Annotated in this window: 11 protein-coding genes and 1 pseudogene; 2 read left to right on the forward strand and 10 right to left on the reverse strand. The window is 71.0% G+C overall.

Features of this window, described 5'->3' with window-relative positions:
- Nucleotides 1-324: 324 nt before the first annotated feature.
- The 5 genes from ACH4U7_RS02280 to ACH4U7_RS02300 form a co-directional block, all read right to left on the reverse strand.
- Nucleotides 325-1,518, reverse strand: coding sequence for an alginate lyase family protein (locus ACH4U7_RS02280; protein ID WP_398526127.1), 1,194 nt, complete (start codon nt 1,516-1,518; stop codon nt 325-327).
- 106 nt (nt 1,519-1,624) lie between these two features.
- The gene (locus tag ACH4U7_RS02285) at nt 1,625-2,308 is read right to left on the reverse strand and encodes a DUF899 family protein (protein WP_398526128.1); all 684 of its coding nucleotides are present in this window, start codon (nt 2,306-2,308) and stop codon (nt 1,625-1,627) included.
- A 150-nt stretch (nt 2,309-2,458) separates the two neighbouring features.
- Nucleotides 2,459-3,082, reverse strand: a complete 624-nt coding sequence (locus ACH4U7_RS02290) for a hypothetical protein (protein WP_398526129.1) — start codon at nt 3,080-3,082, stop codon at nt 2,459-2,461.
- Nucleotides 3,079-4,800, reverse strand: a complete 1,722-nt coding sequence (locus ACH4U7_RS02295) for a PHP domain-containing protein (RefSeq protein WP_398526130.1) — start codon at nt 4,798-4,800, stop codon at nt 3,079-3,081. Before ACH4U7_RS02295 ends, ACH4U7_RS02290 begins: the two co-directional genes overlap by 4 nt.
- Nucleotides 4,801-4,979: 179 nt before the next feature.
- Nucleotides 4,980-5,816 (reverse strand): NAD(P)H-binding protein, encoded by an 837-nt coding sequence (locus tag ACH4U7_RS02300; RefSeq protein ID WP_398526131.1) that lies wholly within the window; start codon nt 5,814-5,816, stop codon nt 4,980-4,982.
- Between the two features lie 90 nt (nt 5,817-5,906).
- On the opposite strand from ACH4U7_RS02300, the gene ACH4U7_RS02305 reads away from it, so the two are divergent.
- Nucleotides 5,907-6,818 carry an AraC family transcriptional regulator gene (locus ACH4U7_RS02305; RefSeq protein ID WP_398526132.1) on the forward strand — a complete coding sequence of 304 codons (912 nt, stop codon included), beginning with the start codon at nt 5,907-5,909 and terminating at the stop codon, nt 6,816-6,818.
- Between the two features lie 12 nt (nt 6,819-6,830).
- Here the strand turns inward: ACH4U7_RS02305 and ACH4U7_RS02310 are convergent, their stop codons facing one another.
- From ACH4U7_RS02310 to ACH4U7_RS02325, 4 genes and pseudogenes are all read right to left on the reverse strand, one after another.
- Entirely contained in the window at nt 6,831-7,943 is a 1,113-nt protein-coding gene (locus ACH4U7_RS02310) for a hypothetical protein (protein WP_398526133.1), read from the reverse strand.
- 16 nt (nt 7,944-7,959) lie between these two features.
- Complete coding sequence (locus ACH4U7_RS02315) at nt 7,960-10,542, reverse strand: hypothetical protein (protein ID WP_398526134.1); 2,583 nt, start codon at nt 10,540-10,542, stop codon at nt 7,960-7,962.
- Nucleotides 10,543-10,757: 215 nt separating this feature from the next.
- Nucleotides 10,758-11,273, reverse strand: coding sequence for an IclR family transcriptional regulator C-terminal domain-containing protein (locus ACH4U7_RS02320; RefSeq protein WP_398526443.1), 516 nt, complete (start codon nt 11,271-11,273; stop codon nt 10,758-10,760).
- Nucleotides 11,274-11,300: 27 nt separating this feature from the next.
- Nucleotides 11,301-11,867, reverse strand: a pseudogene (locus tag ACH4U7_RS02325) (helix-turn-helix domain-containing protein); the annotation flags it as partial.
- Here ACH4U7_RS02325 and ACH4U7_RS02330 point away from each other — a divergent pair.
- Complete coding sequence (locus tag ACH4U7_RS02330) at nt 11,867-12,541, forward strand: response regulator transcription factor (RefSeq protein ID WP_398526135.1); 675 nt, start codon at nt 11,867-11,869, stop codon at nt 12,539-12,541. The pseudogene ACH4U7_RS02325 and the gene ACH4U7_RS02330 sit on opposite strands and share 1 nt — an antisense overlap.
- Nucleotides 12,542-12,620: 79 nt before the next feature.
- Here the strand turns inward: ACH4U7_RS02330 and ACH4U7_RS02335 are convergent, their stop codons facing one another.
- Nucleotides 12,621-15,419, reverse strand: coding sequence for an AAA family ATPase (locus ACH4U7_RS02335; protein ID WP_398526444.1), 2,799 nt, complete (start codon nt 15,417-15,419; stop codon nt 12,621-12,623).
- Nucleotides 15,420-15,490: the final 71 nt, after the last annotated feature.

Below are 15,490 nucleotides of genomic sequence, written 5' to 3' on the forward strand. Positions count from 1 at the left end.
CACCCCGGGCTGATCGGCGCCACCTGGCGCCGCCGGTCCGTGTGTGTCTGTCCGGTCCATGCGTGCGCTGGTGATCCCCATCATATGGAGCATCATCCTGCTTCGCTATGAAAAATCCCGTTGTATGCATCCCTCGGCCACCCGGGGGCGGGGATGCCCTCACGGGTGATCCGCCCAAGGGGGCCGGGCCATGTTAAGGGGAGCGGGTGGCCGCGCGGTTGACTGTCCGCGCACGGTACCGCGTCCGGCAGTGCACGGTCGCGGTCTGGGAGGTCTCACCGCGGTCGCCGGGCCGACGGCCCGGCGACCGATGATCGGTGACGGTCAGGAGGGGTTGTCCGCGTGGGTGAGGGTCGTCCACGCGTTGAAGTAGTTGTCCGTGCCGGACGGCCGGTGTCCCTCGGTGTACTTCTGGGTGTTGGACATGGCGATGCCGAGGCGGTTGTGAAGGGCGTTGTAGCCGACCTCGGTGACCTCGGCGAGGCCCTTCTTGACCGAGCCGCCGCACAGCCAGGACGGCACGGCGGTGCCGTTCTCATAGGAGGTGTGGAAGCCCAGGGCGTAGCGCAGCCGGTCCTGGATCTTCGGATAGAGGTCCTGGCCCTGGATGCGGCTGGTCTCCGCGATGTCCGCGACGGAGGCGATGCCCCAGCCGGTGTGCCCGAAGTCGCGGCAGGTCTCCTGGGCGAGGCCGTCGGCGAAGGTGCTCTGGCCCTGCCAGTACTTGATGATCTCGGCGCTGGTGTCGATGCTGCTGCCCGCGGGCGGCTTGGGCAGATCGCCGTCGCTGGTCAGATATATGTACGCCGGGACGCGGGCGAGATAGGTGGCGACCGCCTTGTCGTAACTGGTGCGGTCCTCGATGAAGACCGAGATGCCGATCGCCGCCTCGGTCATGACCAGTTCCCAGTTGCCGTTCTTGGTCGCCGCGCCGTTGATCACTTCGGGGAGGTATACGTTGCGCAGCATGGTCGCGAAGCGGCCGGCGCCCGGCCAGCCGCCGTCGTAGGTGTACTTGATGATCTCGGCGGCCCGCGGCCAGGTGGATCCGGACCAGCCGGTCTGCAGCGGGGCGTTGCTGTTGGTGTGATCGGTGATGGTCGCCGACCAGGCGTCCATGATTTCGATCGACTTCTTGGCGTATCTGCTGTCCCGGGTGAAGTACCAGGCGAGCGCGTCGGTGTAGGCCGCGATGGCGTCCTGGCGCTCGTCGGTGCAGCCGTAGTTGGGGTTGGAGGAGGAGCCGCACTCCACGACGGCCCGCGGCTTGGGGGTGCGCGAGAGCGAGGCGTAGGAGCTGGCCAGCATGTCGTCGTACGCGGCCTTCCAGGGTTGCTGGCCGGCCTGCACCTTCGATCGGGCGTAGTCGAGCTGGGCGCGGCTCACCAGGACGCCGGGGTGGGCGAAGGTGGCCGGCGCGGCCGTCGCGCGTGGGGCCGCCGGGCCGGTGAACTGAAGGCTCAGCAGGCCGGCCAGCAGGGCGAGCACGGTGCACAGGGCGGTTCTGGTTCGTGCCATCCGGTGACCTCTTCCGTTCACGAATGGGAACGCAGTTCCGAATACGGATAGGAATGGCCTGGACCATAAGAGCCCTGTGTGAACATGTCAATGTTCGTGGGGCCGGTCAGTAGTCCAGCCGCGGATACCAGTCGTCACGGCCACCCGGCGTCAGGTCCAGCAGATTCCAGACGGGGCTGAGGAGGTCGATCCCGCGCTCCTTGATGTCCTCGGCCATCCGCGGATGGGCGGAGTAGCGGTGGCGGACCGTGCCATCGCCGTCCCGGGTGAAGACCGAGATCGTGGAGTCCTGCTCACCGTCCTTGTCCTCGCTGCCGAGGTCGTATTTGAAGGTGCTGTCCCCGCAGCTCAGCAGGCGCAGCCGGGACCAGCCGCGGTCGCGGGCGAGCTGCCGCAGGGAGGGCGGGTCGGCGGCCGCCGCGATGACGAAGTCGGCGTTCCGGGCGATGTGGTGGGCGATGCCGTTGTAGCCGTCGGTCCACAGGGTGCACATCGGGCACGGCCCGGTCTGTGATTTGCCGTACATGAAGTGGTAGACGATCAGCGGCCGGTCCGGGGCGGTGAACAGCTCGCTCAGGGTGGTCTCGCGGACGGGGGAGTCGCCCGCGTCGAGGTCGGCGGGGCCTTCGATGAAGGCGTAGTCGTCGACCGCCGGCCCCTGGGGGAGTGCCCGCCGCCGGGCCGCGACCCGTTCGCGGTGGCGCATGAGCTCGATCTCGGCGAGCCGGAGCTCTTCGCGGGCGGCGAGATAGTCCGCGGGCTCATCGGGCAGTCGGGTCTGCCGCAGCATCGCATCCTCCTGGGTGGGAAGGCCCCGAGGGGATTCGAGTCTATGGCGGTTCCGAGGCGCGCCGACAGCGAGAAATAGTGTGCCAAGCGAGAAAACGCAGGTCAGGACGGCAGCGGCCGGACGGTGGGCTTGCTCCAGCAGGGAGCCCCGTCAGACGTGGTCGGCGCAGCAGGGCGTGGGATCGGGGACTTCGAACGGCGCCAGCGCCCCGCCGGCGGCCGGCATCAGGGCGAGGGTGAGCCACCCGTCCCGCCACTCGGGCCGTACGTGGTCGCGGGTGAGCACCGGGGCGGCGGGATCGGGCCCCTGGCCGTCCGCCGTTGGCGCGCCGACCACGGTGATCCGGTCGATGGCGGTCAGGGCGAGCAGATCGGCCACGGTCACCGTGCCCGTGAGGCGTTCCACTCCGGGGTAGACCACGGCCCGCCCGCCGCTGCGCCGGGCGTGCTCCGCGGCGGCCGACGCAGCCGTACGGGCAACCTGCTTCGCACCGTACGAGCGCTCACCCAGGACCGCCCCTGCATCCGGGCGCTGCCATCCGGCGATGCGCTCCCCTACGGCCTCGGCCGCGGCGGCGTCGGGCAGGGCGAATGAGACGGCGGTGGAGCGGCGCTCGTCGGTGCGGATCAGATGGGTGCAGGCGACCGTGCCCGGTGCGAGGGCGAGGTGGTCCAGCAGATCGTGGATCAGATGGTCGGCCTCGCGTAGATTCGCCGACCCGGCGTCCACCCCGATGAAGGAGTGGACGCCGGGTACGTCGTGGGGTGCGGTCATGCGGGCAGGACCCACATGGGGTTGGAGTAGAACCACAGGTCCTTCCACGGATCGGCGTCGCCGATCACATCCATGGCCGGCCCCGCCGGGTCGACGGCGGCACCGCGCAGGCCGACGGCGCTACGGTTGCCGTCGGTGCCGCGCAGCCGCACGTACACCGGCTTGTCCACCCGGCCCAGGGAGTAGGTCAGGCGCACCGAACCGGTCGACTTGTTGACCTCGAAGGACTTCACGACCTTGGTGTCCGGGGTGGTGAAGGTGTCCTTGTCGGAGACCGGGCCGGTGACGGCGCCCTGGATGATGTCCACCCGGGCCAGCTTCGGCACGAACTGCGACCAGTTGGGCCCGTTGGCCAGGCTGATCTCGACGACCAGGTCGACCTGGCTGCCGCGGCGCACATGCAGGGCGTCGCCGAGGGTGATCGCGCGTCCGCCGGAGCGCAGCTGGGCGTTGAGACCGCTGATGAGTCCGCCGTGGTCCACCCAGACCCGGCCGGCGCGGATGCCGTCCATGACCGCCTTGTAGCCGAAGGAGGCGGCTCCCACGTGGGTGCGGGAGTACTGGCCGGGCCAGAAGTCGGTGTCGGTGAGGCCCGGGCCGCCGCCGTAGACGGGGTCGTTGTAGCGGCCGTTGGCGTTGAAGTCGCTGTTCGGGCCGCGCACGGCGGAGTCGGCGTAGACGTTGTGGGAGTCGGAGTTGGCGGTGATCCACCAGGGCTTGCCCTCGGCGAGCAGGCTGTCCCACAGGCCGCCGACGGTGGCGGTCATCCAGTCGAAGCCACCCCAGGTGCGGTAGCTCTCCAGCGGGTAGCCGGGATAGGAGTCGGCGCCAGGGCTGTTGTCGTAGATGCCACGGGCCCCGCCGGGGCCGTTCGGGGCGGGCAGCCCGGCGGCCTGGTGGCCGGGGGCGCCCTCCATGCCGACGGCGATGGTCGGCTGGGCGTCGCGCCAGCCGCGGATCTCGTGCGGGGAGTCGATGCCCTTGCGCGCCGGGTGGTTGGCCAGGAACAGGATGTCCTTCACCCGGCGGCGCTGGACCTGCTCGGCGAGGAAGTTGACTCCCGCGATGGCCAGCGCCTCGTTGGCGGGGGTGCTGGAGGTGGCCTTCTTCACCGAGCCGTCGAAGGAGTTCTCGAACTCCTTCAGCACCGCCACCTCGTTCTTGCCAGGGTGTACGAACACGGTGCCGTGCTCGGCGGCCGGGATGTTCCACTCCAGGCCCTGGAAGACGAGGGTGTCGTCGATCTGGTCGCGGGCGGCGACGATGTCCGGGTTGACCTTCTCCACGCCGATCTTGGCGTGTGTCTCGCTGCCGTGGTCGGTGATGACCATCCAGTCGAGGCCGTGGGCGTTCGCCTGTCGTACGTGGTCGATGACCCGGTACTTGGCGTCGGAGCTGTACTGGGTGTGGATGTGGTGGTCGCCGGCCAGCCACAGATACCCGCCGGAGCGCTCGCTCCGGGAACTCACCGATGCGGCTGTCACCGACGCGGGCGCCGCGGCCGCGGCCTGGCCCGCGCCACCGAGGACGCTGCCCGCCGCGAGGCCCGCGCCGAGCAGGCCGGTGCGGCGCAGCATGGAGCGCCGGGAGAGCTGGCTGGGAGTCAGGGCCTCGTCGGGCACCGACATGTCGAGGGCTGGCGGCAGGGACGATGCGTCGCCGCTTCCGTGGTGGTGGTGATGGTGGTGACCGTGGCCGTGTGTATGACCGTGGCTCATGTTCAACTCCCGCCGGCGCAGGCACGTACATGCTGGGGACGTGCAGATTCTGAGAAGCCGGTGTGAACGAGAGAGGTCCGATCGATGGTGTGATGAGGAACGGCTGATGTGCGGTGGGCGCACATCCGGTGTGTGTGCGGTGGCACCCGCGAGCGCGGGTGCCACCGGCGTGGGCTCGGCTACGACCACGCGCCGGCCGCGGCGGCCCGGGTGGCGTAGGTGTCGAAGTCGACGGGGTCGCGCCCGAGCACGCGCCGTACTCCGTCGGCGGGTTCGGCGAAGTGTCCGGCGCGCATCCCGGCGAAGAGCGCATCGAGTTCCGCGGCGGCCTCCTCGGATACGCCTTCGGCCAGGAGCTCGGCCCGGTACTCCTCCGGCGTGAGCTCCACATAGCGGATGGGCCGATCTGCCGCCTTGGCGATCGTCGCCACCGCCGTGCCGAAGGTGAGGGCCCGTGGTCCGGAGAGGTCGTACACCTGCCCGTGGTGGCCGTCCGAGGTCAGCACGGCCGCGGCGACATCGGCGATGTCCTGGGCGTCGATGAACGGCTCGGGCACGGAGCCGATCGGCAGGGCCAGCCGGCCCTCCCGCAGCGGAGCGCGCCAGACGTCGTCGTCGAAATTCTGGTTGAAGTTGTTCGGGCGGAGGATGGTCCACTGCGCACCGGAGTCGCGTACGGCCTGCTCCGCGGCGGTCATCCCCCGGAAGAAGTCCGCGGGAAGCCGCTCGATACCGCGTGCGGACAGGGCCACGAAACGAGCGATGCCCGCCTCGGTGGCCTGCTTGACGAAGGTCGGGGCCAGCGCCGGGTCCTGGGGAGCAATGAGATAGACCGCCGACGCCCCTTCCAGGGCGGTGGGCCAGGTGTCCTGGTCGGACCAGTCGAAGCGGACCTCGCCGGAGCGGGACGCGGCCCGGACGGTCCTGCCCGCCGTCCGCAGCGTCTGCACCAGTCGGCGTCCGGTCTTGCCGGTCGCGCCCAGGACCAGAATCACTTGGTTGCTGTGTGTTGTCATGCCGGCCAGTCAACTGGCCGCGGTACAGGACGGGGCATGGGCCGTCGTCCGCGGATCATGTCCGATCGTCCGGACGGCTATCGTGAGCCCATGGATCCGTTCGACGATCTGCTGCGAGGTGTCCGCTCGGACGGTGTCGGCTTCAGCCGGACGGAGCTGACGCCGCCGTGGACGCTGCGGTTCACCGAGGGGGCGTCCCTGACGCTGTGCACGCCGCTGCGGGGTGAGGGCTGGATCTCCCGAGGCGAGATCTCCCGTGGCGAGGGCGAGCAGCCGCGGCCGGTCCGGGGCGGGGACACCGCGATCGTGCGTGGACCTGGGCCGTTCGCCCTCTCCGACCGTCCCCGGTCGCCGGGGTCGGCCGAGGTGGCGCCGGCCGATCGTACGGTGCTGGTCGTCGGGACGTTCCAGGTGCGGACCCAGGTGGCGCAGCGGCTGCTCGGGGTGCTGCCTCCGGTGCTGGTGATGCCCGGCAACGACGGGTGTGCGTCGCTGCTCGACTTCCTGGACACGCAGTCCGCCGCGTGTCCGCCGGGGCAGCAGGTCGTGCTGGACCGCCTGCTCGACTGGCTGCTGGTGTGCGCGCTGCGGGGTTGGCTCGACCAGCCCGGGGCCGTGCCTGTCGGCTGGTTCCGCGCGCTGGGCGACGAGGCGGTCGGCCCGGTGCTGCGGGCCATGCATGCGGCGCCGGACCGGCCCTGGACGCTGGCGGCGCTGGCCGGTGAGGCGGGGGTGTCGCGGACGACGCTGACCGGTCGGTTCGCCGAGCTGGTGGGCAAGCCGCCGTTGACGTATCTGACCGACTGGCGGATGACCCTGGCCGCCGATCTGCTGCTGGAGTCCACCGCGACGGTCGCCGCGGTGGCGCACCAGGTCGGATACGCGGACGCGTTCGGCTTCAGCGCGGCCTTCAAGCGAATCCACGGGGTGAGCCCCAGCGAATACCGCAAGGCATGCCGCACGAGCGCCGATTGCACCGGCACCGCATGCTCACCGGCCTGACGAGTTCACGCCTCAGCCCGCGAACGCCGGCTTCGGGTTGAGCAGCAGGTGGCGGCCGAGGGCCGAGAGCCACTTGCCCGCGGTCTCCAGCGCCGTGGGCATGGCGGAGGCCCGTGCGGCGAGGGCGGCCGCGCCCACCTCCCCGGCCTCGGCCGCCACGCCCGCCCCCGCCCCCGCTTCGGTCAGGCCCGTTCCGACCGCCGCCGCGCCGAGCTCCAGGCCCGCGACCACCGGCAGCAGCTCGATGGCGAGCAGCGCCAGCAGCCCGACGCCCATGACCGCGGCGGCCAACCGCAGGGCGTCCCGGTCACGCGGCATCCGATTGAGGTATTCCTCGTTCAGCCATGGGGTCAGGGTCACGCCGTACGGGGTCCGGGCGGCCGCTCGGCGGCGTTTCTCCTCGTCGATCAGTTTGCGTACGACCGCCAGATCGGAGTTGTAGGGCATGCGGTGGATCTCGTACAGCAGCAGCCCGTCGATTCCGTAGGGCCAGTTGCGGTTGAACGTCGGCTGGAAGCAGATCCACTCGACGTACTTGTTGCCCTGCTCGTCGGTGTACGGCGGCAGCGGGACGATCCGCTGGTACATGGGGATCGGCCGCCACTTGGAGGCACCGGCCTGAACGCTGTAGGAGGTCAGGCTGAAGCCGTCCTTGATATCGGGGTCGAGCCTGCGGATGATCTGCTCGAACTTGTTCAGCTTGTAGCCGATGTCGTCTCTGAGGGTGGGCACCGCCTGATTCGCGGTGGAGACCTCCAGCAGCTCCAGCACGATCGGACCGGCCTGCGGGGGCCTGGCACAGAATCCGAGAATGTCGGGGCGCAGCTGCCCGCCGGCCTTGTAGTCCCTGCGGAACTCCTTGACCAGCCGCCCCAGTAACCGGTCAGGACCCGTCAGATTGGTGAGCAGCCGCGTGTACTCGTTCTCGGCCAGTACGAAGGACGCTTCGGGATAGCGGCCTTTGAAGTCGGGATAGAAGTAGCCGAACATGGCCCCTTGGGCCCACTGCCACTCCATGGTGTTCTCTTCACCCTTCGCGGTGCCTCGTACCCGCCCCGCGCCCCGGGTGAAGTTGCCCTCGCCGGGGCAGATCGTGATCTGCTGGGTGTCGAGCCGGGAGGCCATGACGCACCAACGCCCTTCAGGAGATGGCCGAGAGATTGCTGGTGACCGCGATGTCCGTGCCCGACGTCGGGGTGTATTCGTTCCATTCGGCGATCAGTTCGCCCTTCTCGCCCGGCTGCATGACCGGGAACGGCGCGGCCGGGGAACCGTTGTGGGCGTTGTCGAGCCCGGCGACCTCGATATGGGTGCCGTCGGGAATCCTGGTGATCTTCTGCGCCTCCTGGCTGTGTTCCAGGCCGTGGACCGCGTCGATGACGACCTGGGCGCCGACCACGAACCCCGCGCTGGAGGCGACCGGAATGGACACCGGCCGGGTGGACGGGCCCACCGTGGCCGTCGAGGTGGTGAACACGGCGTCCTCCAGCCGGGTGGCGGACCTGCCGGGGTTGGCGGGCGGGATCCCCGGATAGTTGCGGTCGTCGTAGGCGGCGATCTCCTGGGCGATGGTCCAGTACTGCGAGGGGTTCTCGGGGGCGTTCGGGTCGTCGATGACACCGTGCTCGACGAAGTTCACCCACCGCGTCTCCCAGCCCCTGCGAATGGTGAGCACCACCCGTGCGCTGCCCGCGCGCAGAAACGCCTGCCGGTTGGCGTCGGGGTGTTCGATCTCGCGGATGAAACGCCAGCTCTCGGGGAGGTCCCAGAAGTACGAGTAGAGGAAGCTGACCACGTTCTCCCACTCGATGGCCTGGTTGACGAAGCGCACGACGTCCTCGTACTGGCGGACCGTCGTCCACAGCGTCGAGTCGGGGCCGATGGTGTTTCCCTCGAAGCCCGTGCCGTGTGCCACGTCCACCTTGGCCGCGGTGAATGCGTCGAGGACTTCCTTCGGCATGCTGGGGAACCTGCCGCCGAGCAGATAGCGCAGCACGTTCTTCATGATCTCGTCGCTCTCTTCACGGCGCAGGGTGAGCGTGTCCACGTCGTTCAGCCGCGCCTCCAGCGCCGCGATCCGGCCGGCGATGTCCTGCTGCTGTGCGTAGTATTTGGTCTGCGCGGCCGTGTAGAGCGCGTTCCACACATCGAACTGCCAGCGTTCCATGGCGGCCTGGGTGGGCTGGACTTCGGCGGTCAGCAGCAGGGACTGGGTGGACACCTGGTCGAAGACCAGGACGAGGACCGGTGTCCCGGTGGCGCCGGCCATGAAGTCGCCGCCGTCGGTGTCCCGCTTGAGCACGGCGTCCGGGGCGAAGACCTTCTCCCCGAAGGGATCGAAGGGCAGCGTGGTGCCCTCGATGGTGAACTGGCCCGAACGGCCGGCGAAGCTTGTCATCCGGCCGCTGATGGTGATGCTCACGATCTCGTACCCGGCGGGGATGTTGAGCGGCATCCTGGTGACGCCGCGGCCCTGCGGAAGCGGCCCGGTCTCCACCGCGTACGTCTGCGGGGGCAGGTCCGGGGGCGGCGGCGGGACCTGCGCGTCGTACTGGTCGGCGAGCACCAGATAGTGCGGGGACTTGGGGGTGGGCGGGTCCGTCGTCGGCGGCTCCGGGTCGCCCTTGCGGATCTCGGCGGTGATGTCGTTGTGCGGGACGTTGAAGACGAACGGCCCGAGCTGGGCCTTCAGCGCCTCCAGCTCCGCGTACGGGCGGCGCATGGTGGCGGCGGGCTCCGGGAGGACGACATCGTATGTCTGCCGCATACCGTACCGGTAGAGGCGGACCCGCCACTTGCGCATGAGGCTGAAGTAGTCGATGCGGATCGGGTTGGTCGCGCTGGGGTTCTTCAGTGTCCTGGTGGTGGTCTGCGAGGTCCCGGTGACCGTGGTCGTGGTGATGGTGACCTTGTGTTCTTGCCGGGCGCGGGTGGACGCCTTCTGGGTCAGGGTGGTGGCGTGCTTCCTGCTGTCGGTTGCCGACTGGGAGGCGGCGTCCTGCCCGGTGTATCCCGAGGTGACGGAGCCGGAGATGACGGGGATGCCGCCGGAGACGGTCCCGGTGATGTTGAACTGGTTGGAGTGCTGCTGCTGTGAGGACGTCGACTGCGACAGCTCGGTGTTGTCCGTGACCCCGGTCTCGCTGAAGGTCTCCAGCGAGTCGGTGACGATCGAGCTGAACTCCTTCTTCTGGACCGACCATTCCTTGTAGGTGACGGCGGTCTCCTCCTGCGGGGCCAGGGGAATGGTGGCGACGAGTTCGCCGCGCTCGATCCCGGCCGGCGTCATCTCCAGTCGTTCCAGGTTCATCAGGCCCATCCGGGGCGCGGCGGTGTTGGCCTCGAGGCCCTTGGCCGCGACCACGGCGGTTTGCAGCGCCTGTAGCGCCGCGCCGCGCGCGGATTCCTCGGTCTCCTCCGCGCGCTCGTGGCGCAGAGCGACGACAGCCTGTCCGAATTCTTCGAGTGCGAGGGTGGGGACCGCGGCGAAGGCGGAGAGCGGAGCGGGGGAGAAGGGAGACGGGGTGAGCAGGTCCCCCAGGGGCTCGGCGAGTTCGGGGTGCCGGTCCCGTATCGCGTTCGCCTCGTCCGGCTGGAGCTGGAGCTGACGTACGAACGCGGCCTTCGTCAGGGCCTGTCCGATGGGTGGAGTCTCCACGTCCAGGGGGACGAAGGTCGCTTTGTCGATCTCGCGGGTGGACTGGTCGAGCACGGGCGCCGTCACCGGCGGAGCCGTCGGCGGGATTGTGGGAAGAGTCGTCGGCGGCACCGGTGAGGGGATGCTCGGCGTGTCGGCTCCGGACCTGGATCCCGATCCGGACTCGGCGACATGGGTCATGGTGATCTCCACAGAGGGTGACGAGGGCCGCACTCCGGGCCACTGGCCCCGACCTTCGCACAGCGGGTCACTCCGGGACATCTGTTGTGCCGCTGAGCGGATCAGCGCCCCGGGCGCCCTTGCATCGAGGCGCTGATGACCCTCCCCGTCCGTACCACCGAGGCCGTCAGCGGGGACAGCGGCTGGGAGGGGTCGACCAGGGCGCACAGGGCCGCGACGGCCGTGCCGCTGCGGCCGCGCAGGGGGACGGCGACACAGCACACCCCCTCCGCGACCTCCTGACGGTCGACGGCGAACCCGGCCTCCCGGATCTGTGCCGCCTCCCGAGACCACGCCTTGGTCGGCGGGTCGACGGGCAGGCCGGCGGGCGCGCCCGCCACCAGGACCTTCCCCGCGGCGGTCGTCCAGGGGAAGGCCGTCCCCGCTCGCATCGGCGCGAAGGTATCCCATTCGCCCGGGACCGCGGCGGCCGTCAGCGCCCGGCCCTCGCGCAGTACGAAGATCCCCACCGTCGCACCGGTGGCTCTCGCCAACTCGTGGACAGGTCTGCGGGCGAGCGCCAGCATGCCGGGGTGCGGCTGCCAGCCGAGACCGAGCCGGAACATGCGCGAGCCCATTCGGAAAAGGCCACCCGAGCGTTCCACCGCGCCCAATTCGACGAGCTGTTCGAGGAGTCGGCGTGCGGTCGTCTTCGGTAATCCGCTCTCCGCGGCCAATGCTGTCAGCCGGGATTCCCCGGCCCTTTCCACGGCCTCCAGTAAGGCGAACGCGCCTTCGAGGACCCCGCGCCCGCCACCTGGCATATTCATATCCCCCACCGCCGAGCCCGCCCTTCCGCCACCGCTGCCGCTTTGCGCTCCCTCAAGGAAAGGAAAGCATTCTCGGATGGACGGAAGATAAATTCCCACGTGAAATACGCGACGGTATTGACAAGCGGGCCGGCCCGCCTCTACCCCTGCGCGGTGCGGCGGGTGACGATCACCGCGACCTGGTGCCGGTGGTCTTCCTCGTGCGCCGCGAGGCGTGGTCGGCGGTCTCGCCCGGGGCCGTAGCGGTTTTCGAGGAGTTTCCTTAGCGTTTTCGCTGTATGGGGCGCCGATGGTATCGGAACGATAAAGGAGGATTTCGAACGCACGGTCGCCGAGGTCGGCTACCGTATGATCACATCCGGAGCCCCGCAATCCGTTTCGTGGTGGACAGAGGGAGAACATTGCGCGCCTCTTCACAGCCGCCGAACCCACAGTCGGCGACGAGGGAATCCAGGCGCAGGATTTCCGTCGTTGTCCACGCGCAGGACCCGATCTCCCAGGAAGGGGCGGTCGGCCAGCTGCGCCGGCACCCCGAGGTCGCCCTCGTCGACGAGTCGGACGCCCAGGTGGGAGACGTGGCGGTGCTGCTCGCGGACTCGATCGACGAGACCACGCTCACCGGCCTGCGCAGACTCGTGCACGACGCGAGGCTGCGTGTGGTCCTGGTCGCGAGTTTGATCCGTCGGGCCGAACTGCTCGATGTGATCGAATGCGGCGTCGGGGCAATCGTCTGGCGGCGCGAGGCCACCGGAGACCGTCTGTACCAGGCGGTACTCGCGGCTTCCCGCGGTGACGGCGACCTCCCCACCGATCTGATCGGCCAACTGGTCAGCCAAGTCGGTGCGCTGCGGCCCGGCGCGGTCGGCCGCCCGGGGGTGCCGCTCGGCCTGGCGCCGCGCGAGACCGATGTCCTGCGGCTGGTCGCGGAGGGGATGGGCACCGGCGAGATCGCCGTCAAACTCGCCTACTCCGAACGGACCGTGAAGAACGTCATCCAGAGCCTGACGACCCGGCTGGGCCTGCGCAACCGCGCCCACGCCGTGGCCTACGCCCTGCGGGAGGGCTACATCTCCTGACGGCGCGCGCGGAGCGACCGTCCGGCCAGGGCCGAACGGTCAGCCGCGGAGCGGCCGGCGGGCCGACCCGGGGCGCGGCTCATCCTGGCCGGCCCAAAGGGGCCAGCGCGCCGAGTTCGCGGCGGGAGGCGATGCCGAGCTTCGGGTACGCCTTGTAGAGGTGGTAGCCGACGGTACGCGGGCTGAGGAACAGCTGGGCGGCGATGTCCCGGTTCGACAGCCCGTCCGCGGCCAGGCGGATCACCTGGAGCTCTTGCGGGGTGAGCCGGTCGAGCCCGGACCCCGCCGCCGCGCGCGGGTGCGACACCCCCGTCGCCCGCAGTTCGCCGCGGGCCCGGTCGGCCCAGGCGGTCGCCTCGATGCGTTCGAACGCCTCCAGCGCTGAGCGCAGTTGGGAGCGGGCGTCGGCCTTGCGGCGGGCGCGCCGCAGCCACTCCCCGTACAGCAGCTGGGTGCGGGCCCGTTCGAAGGGCCGCCCGCCCCGGGCGTGCAGCGCGACGGCCTCGGCGTACAGCGGGCCCGCCGCGTCGGCGGGTGCGGTCAGCGCGCGGCAGCGCAGCGCGACGGCGTGGGCCCAGGGCCGGTTGGCCGCGCGGGCCCAGCGTTCGAACTTGGCCAGCGGAGCGGCGGCCCGGTCGGGCTGTCCGCTGCGGGCGGCGGCCTCGACCTGGTCCGGTGCGAGGTGGACGAGGAACGTGGAGCCGCTGCCCCGGGCCGACGGCGCGTCGGCAGTGGCCTCGAGGCGGTTCAGCGCCCGCTCGTGACGTCCATGGACCAGGTCGAGCAGACCGATGGCCATGCTGCCCCAGGACACGGTCCGCAGGGTATGGCGCTCCGCCGCCCGGGCGACGGCGGGCTCGGCGAGTCGCAGGCACTCCTCTTCGTCCCCGGCCGCCGCCGCCAACCAGGCGAGTACGCAGCGCAGATGGTCGGCCCGGTGCGACTGGCCGATGCTCTCGGCGAGCGACAGCCCCTCCTGGGCGTGCGCGCGGGCGTCCTGGTGGTTGCCGAGGAAGGTCTCGGTGATGGCGAGGTGCTCCAGCATGCTGGGCAGCCAGCCGATCAGCCCGCCGGCCCGGGCGTCGGCCACCAGGGGATTGAGGATGCGTGACGCCGTCTCCTCGTCCCCGGTCATCATCCCCATCGCCCCCGCGATCAGGCGCTCGCCGGGGTGGGGGGCCGGGGTGGGGGCGGTGCCGTGCGGGGTGAGAACGGCCGCGGCCAGGGCGTTCATGGGGCCGATCGCGGCCGCGGGGTCACCGGCGATCAGCCGGGCCAGACCGTCCAGCGCGCGGCTGTACGGGGTCTCGCCGCCGACCACGAGCAGCCGGTCCGCCGCGGTGCGGGCCAGTTGCGCATGGCCCGCGAAGTAGGCGTCGCGGACGGCTTCCATCAGCATCGCGACGGCCTTGTCCGCTTTGCCTGGGTGATTCCCGTCGAGGGCGCGAGCCCCGTCGATGAGCAGCCGCGCGGCGCGCAGCGGCGACCCGTCCTCGAACTCCACCGTCGCCCGGACATGGGCGACGCGCGCGGCGAGGAAGGTTTCGGCTGCTCCCTCCGCCGCCCGCTCGGCCAGCTCCAGCGCGCGGCGTGGCTCGCCCGAGTCCGTCGCCGCCTCGGCCGCGGCGACCAGCCGGTAGGCCCGTACAGCGGGGTCCGGAGTGAGTTCCGCGGCGCGTTCGAGGGCCATGGCCTGCGCCGCGTAGCCGGACCGGCTACGGGCCCGGTCGGCGGCCTGCTCCAGCGCGGCGGCGGCGCGCTCGTCCGTCCCGGTGGCCGCGGCGGCGAGGTGCCAGGCCCTGCGGTCGGCGGTGTCGTTCGGCGCGTCGGCCGAGGTGTCCCCGAGCGCGTCGGCCAGGGCCCGGTGTGCGTCCAGTCGCCGGTGCAGCGGAGCCGCCTGGATGACGGCGGCACGGGCGAGCGGATGGCGGAACCCCACGGCACCGGCCGTGGTGCGCAGCAGTCCGGACCGTTCGGCCGCCTCGGCGTCCGCCACCCCCGCGCCCATGCTTTCGGCCGCCCGGAGGATCACGTCGAGGTCGCCCGTCTGCTCCAAGGCGGCGATCAGCAACAGCGTTCGCGAGGGCTCCGGGAGGCGGTCGGCCTGGGCGCCGAAGGCGCTCCGCAGCCGCTCGGTCAGCGGAAGCGAACCGAGGTGGAAGGCGAGCGGCAGCAGTCGTCCCGTCCGCTGCCGCGGGGTGAGGGCGTCGGGCAGTTCGATCAGCGCGAGCGGATTGCCGCCGGCCTCGGCCAGGACGCGCTCCCGTACGCCATCGGCCAGTTCGGGGCTCGTCTCGGCCAGCAGCGCGCTCGCCGACGCCCGGCCCAGGCCCGCAAGACGCAGCTCCGGCAGGCCCGTCAGCGGGTGGCCCGCACCGGTCTCCCGGGCCCCGAAGAGCAGCACCACCCCCTCGCCGGTCAGCCTGCGGGCGGCGAACACCAGGGCCTCGGTCGAGGCGCGGTCCAGCCAGTGCGCGTCGTCCACGACGCACAGCAGCGCCCCGTCCCCGGCGAGTTCGGCGAGCAGCGACAGGACCGCGAGGCCCACCAGGAAGCGGTCCCCGGGCTCCGCCGCCGCGAGCCCGAACGCTGCGCGCAGCGCGGCGGCCTGCGGCGCCGGCAGGGCGGTCAGGCGGTCCAGCGCCGGGTGGAGCAGGGCGTGCAGTCCGGCGAAGGGCAGCTCGGCCTCGAACTCGATCCCCGTACTGCGAATCGTCCTGAACGGGGCCGGGTCGGCGGCCGTGGCCGCCACATGATTCAGAAGCGCCGACTTCCCGATGCCGGGGGCGCCGCGCACCACGAGGACCCCGCTGTGCCCGCCACGGGCGGCGGCCAGCAGACCGTCGAGGGCGCGCAGTTCCTCCGCCCGACCGTGCATCACCACGCGGGGCCCCGCCACGCCGTACGGTCACCAGGCCGCGAACGGGGCGCCGATGCCCCGGCCCCTCG

Source organism: Streptomyces sp. NPDC020845 (assembly GCF_044334165.1).
In the GTDB taxonomy this organism is placed as follows: Bacteria; Actinomycetota; Actinomycetes; order Streptomycetales; family Streptomycetaceae; genus Streptomyces.

What these genes read in the sequence shown, in the direction of transcription:
- ACH4U7_RS02290 (WP_398526129.1), bottom strand. Translation starts at nt 3,082, where the DNA reads ATGACCGCACCCCACGACGTACCCGGCGTCCACTCCTTCATCGGGGTG.
- ACH4U7_RS02300 (WP_398526131.1), bottom strand. Translation starts at nt 5,816, where the DNA reads ATGACAACACACAGCAACCAAGTGATTCTGGTCCTGGGCGCGACCGGC.
- ACH4U7_RS02305 (WP_398526132.1), top strand. Translation starts at nt 5,907, where the DNA reads ATGGATCCGTTCGACGATCTGCTGCGAGGTGTCCGCTCGGACGGTGTC.
- ACH4U7_RS02285 (WP_398526128.1), bottom strand. Translation starts at nt 2,308, where the DNA reads ATGCTGCGGCAGACCCGACTGCCCGATGAGCCCGCGGACTATCTCGCC.
- ACH4U7_RS02335 (WP_398526444.1), bottom strand. Translation starts at nt 15,419, where the DNA reads ATGCACGGTCGGGCGGAGGAACTGCGCGCCCTCGACGGTCTGCTGGCC.
- ACH4U7_RS02320 (WP_398526443.1), bottom strand. Translation starts at nt 11,273, where the DNA reads ATGGGCTCGCGCATGTTCCGGCTCGGTCTCGGCTGGCAGCCGCACCCC.
- ACH4U7_RS02280 (WP_398526127.1), bottom strand. Translation starts at nt 1,518, where the DNA reads ATGGCACGAACCAGAACCGCCCTGTGCACCGTGCTCGCCCTGCTGGCC.
- ACH4U7_RS02295 (WP_398526130.1), bottom strand. Translation starts at nt 4,800, where the DNA reads ATGAGCCACGGTCATACACACGGCCACGGTCACCACCATCACCACCAC.
- ACH4U7_RS02310 (WP_398526133.1), bottom strand. Translation starts at nt 7,943, where the DNA reads ATGGCCTCCCGGCTCGACACCCAGCAGATCACGATCTGCCCCGGCGAG.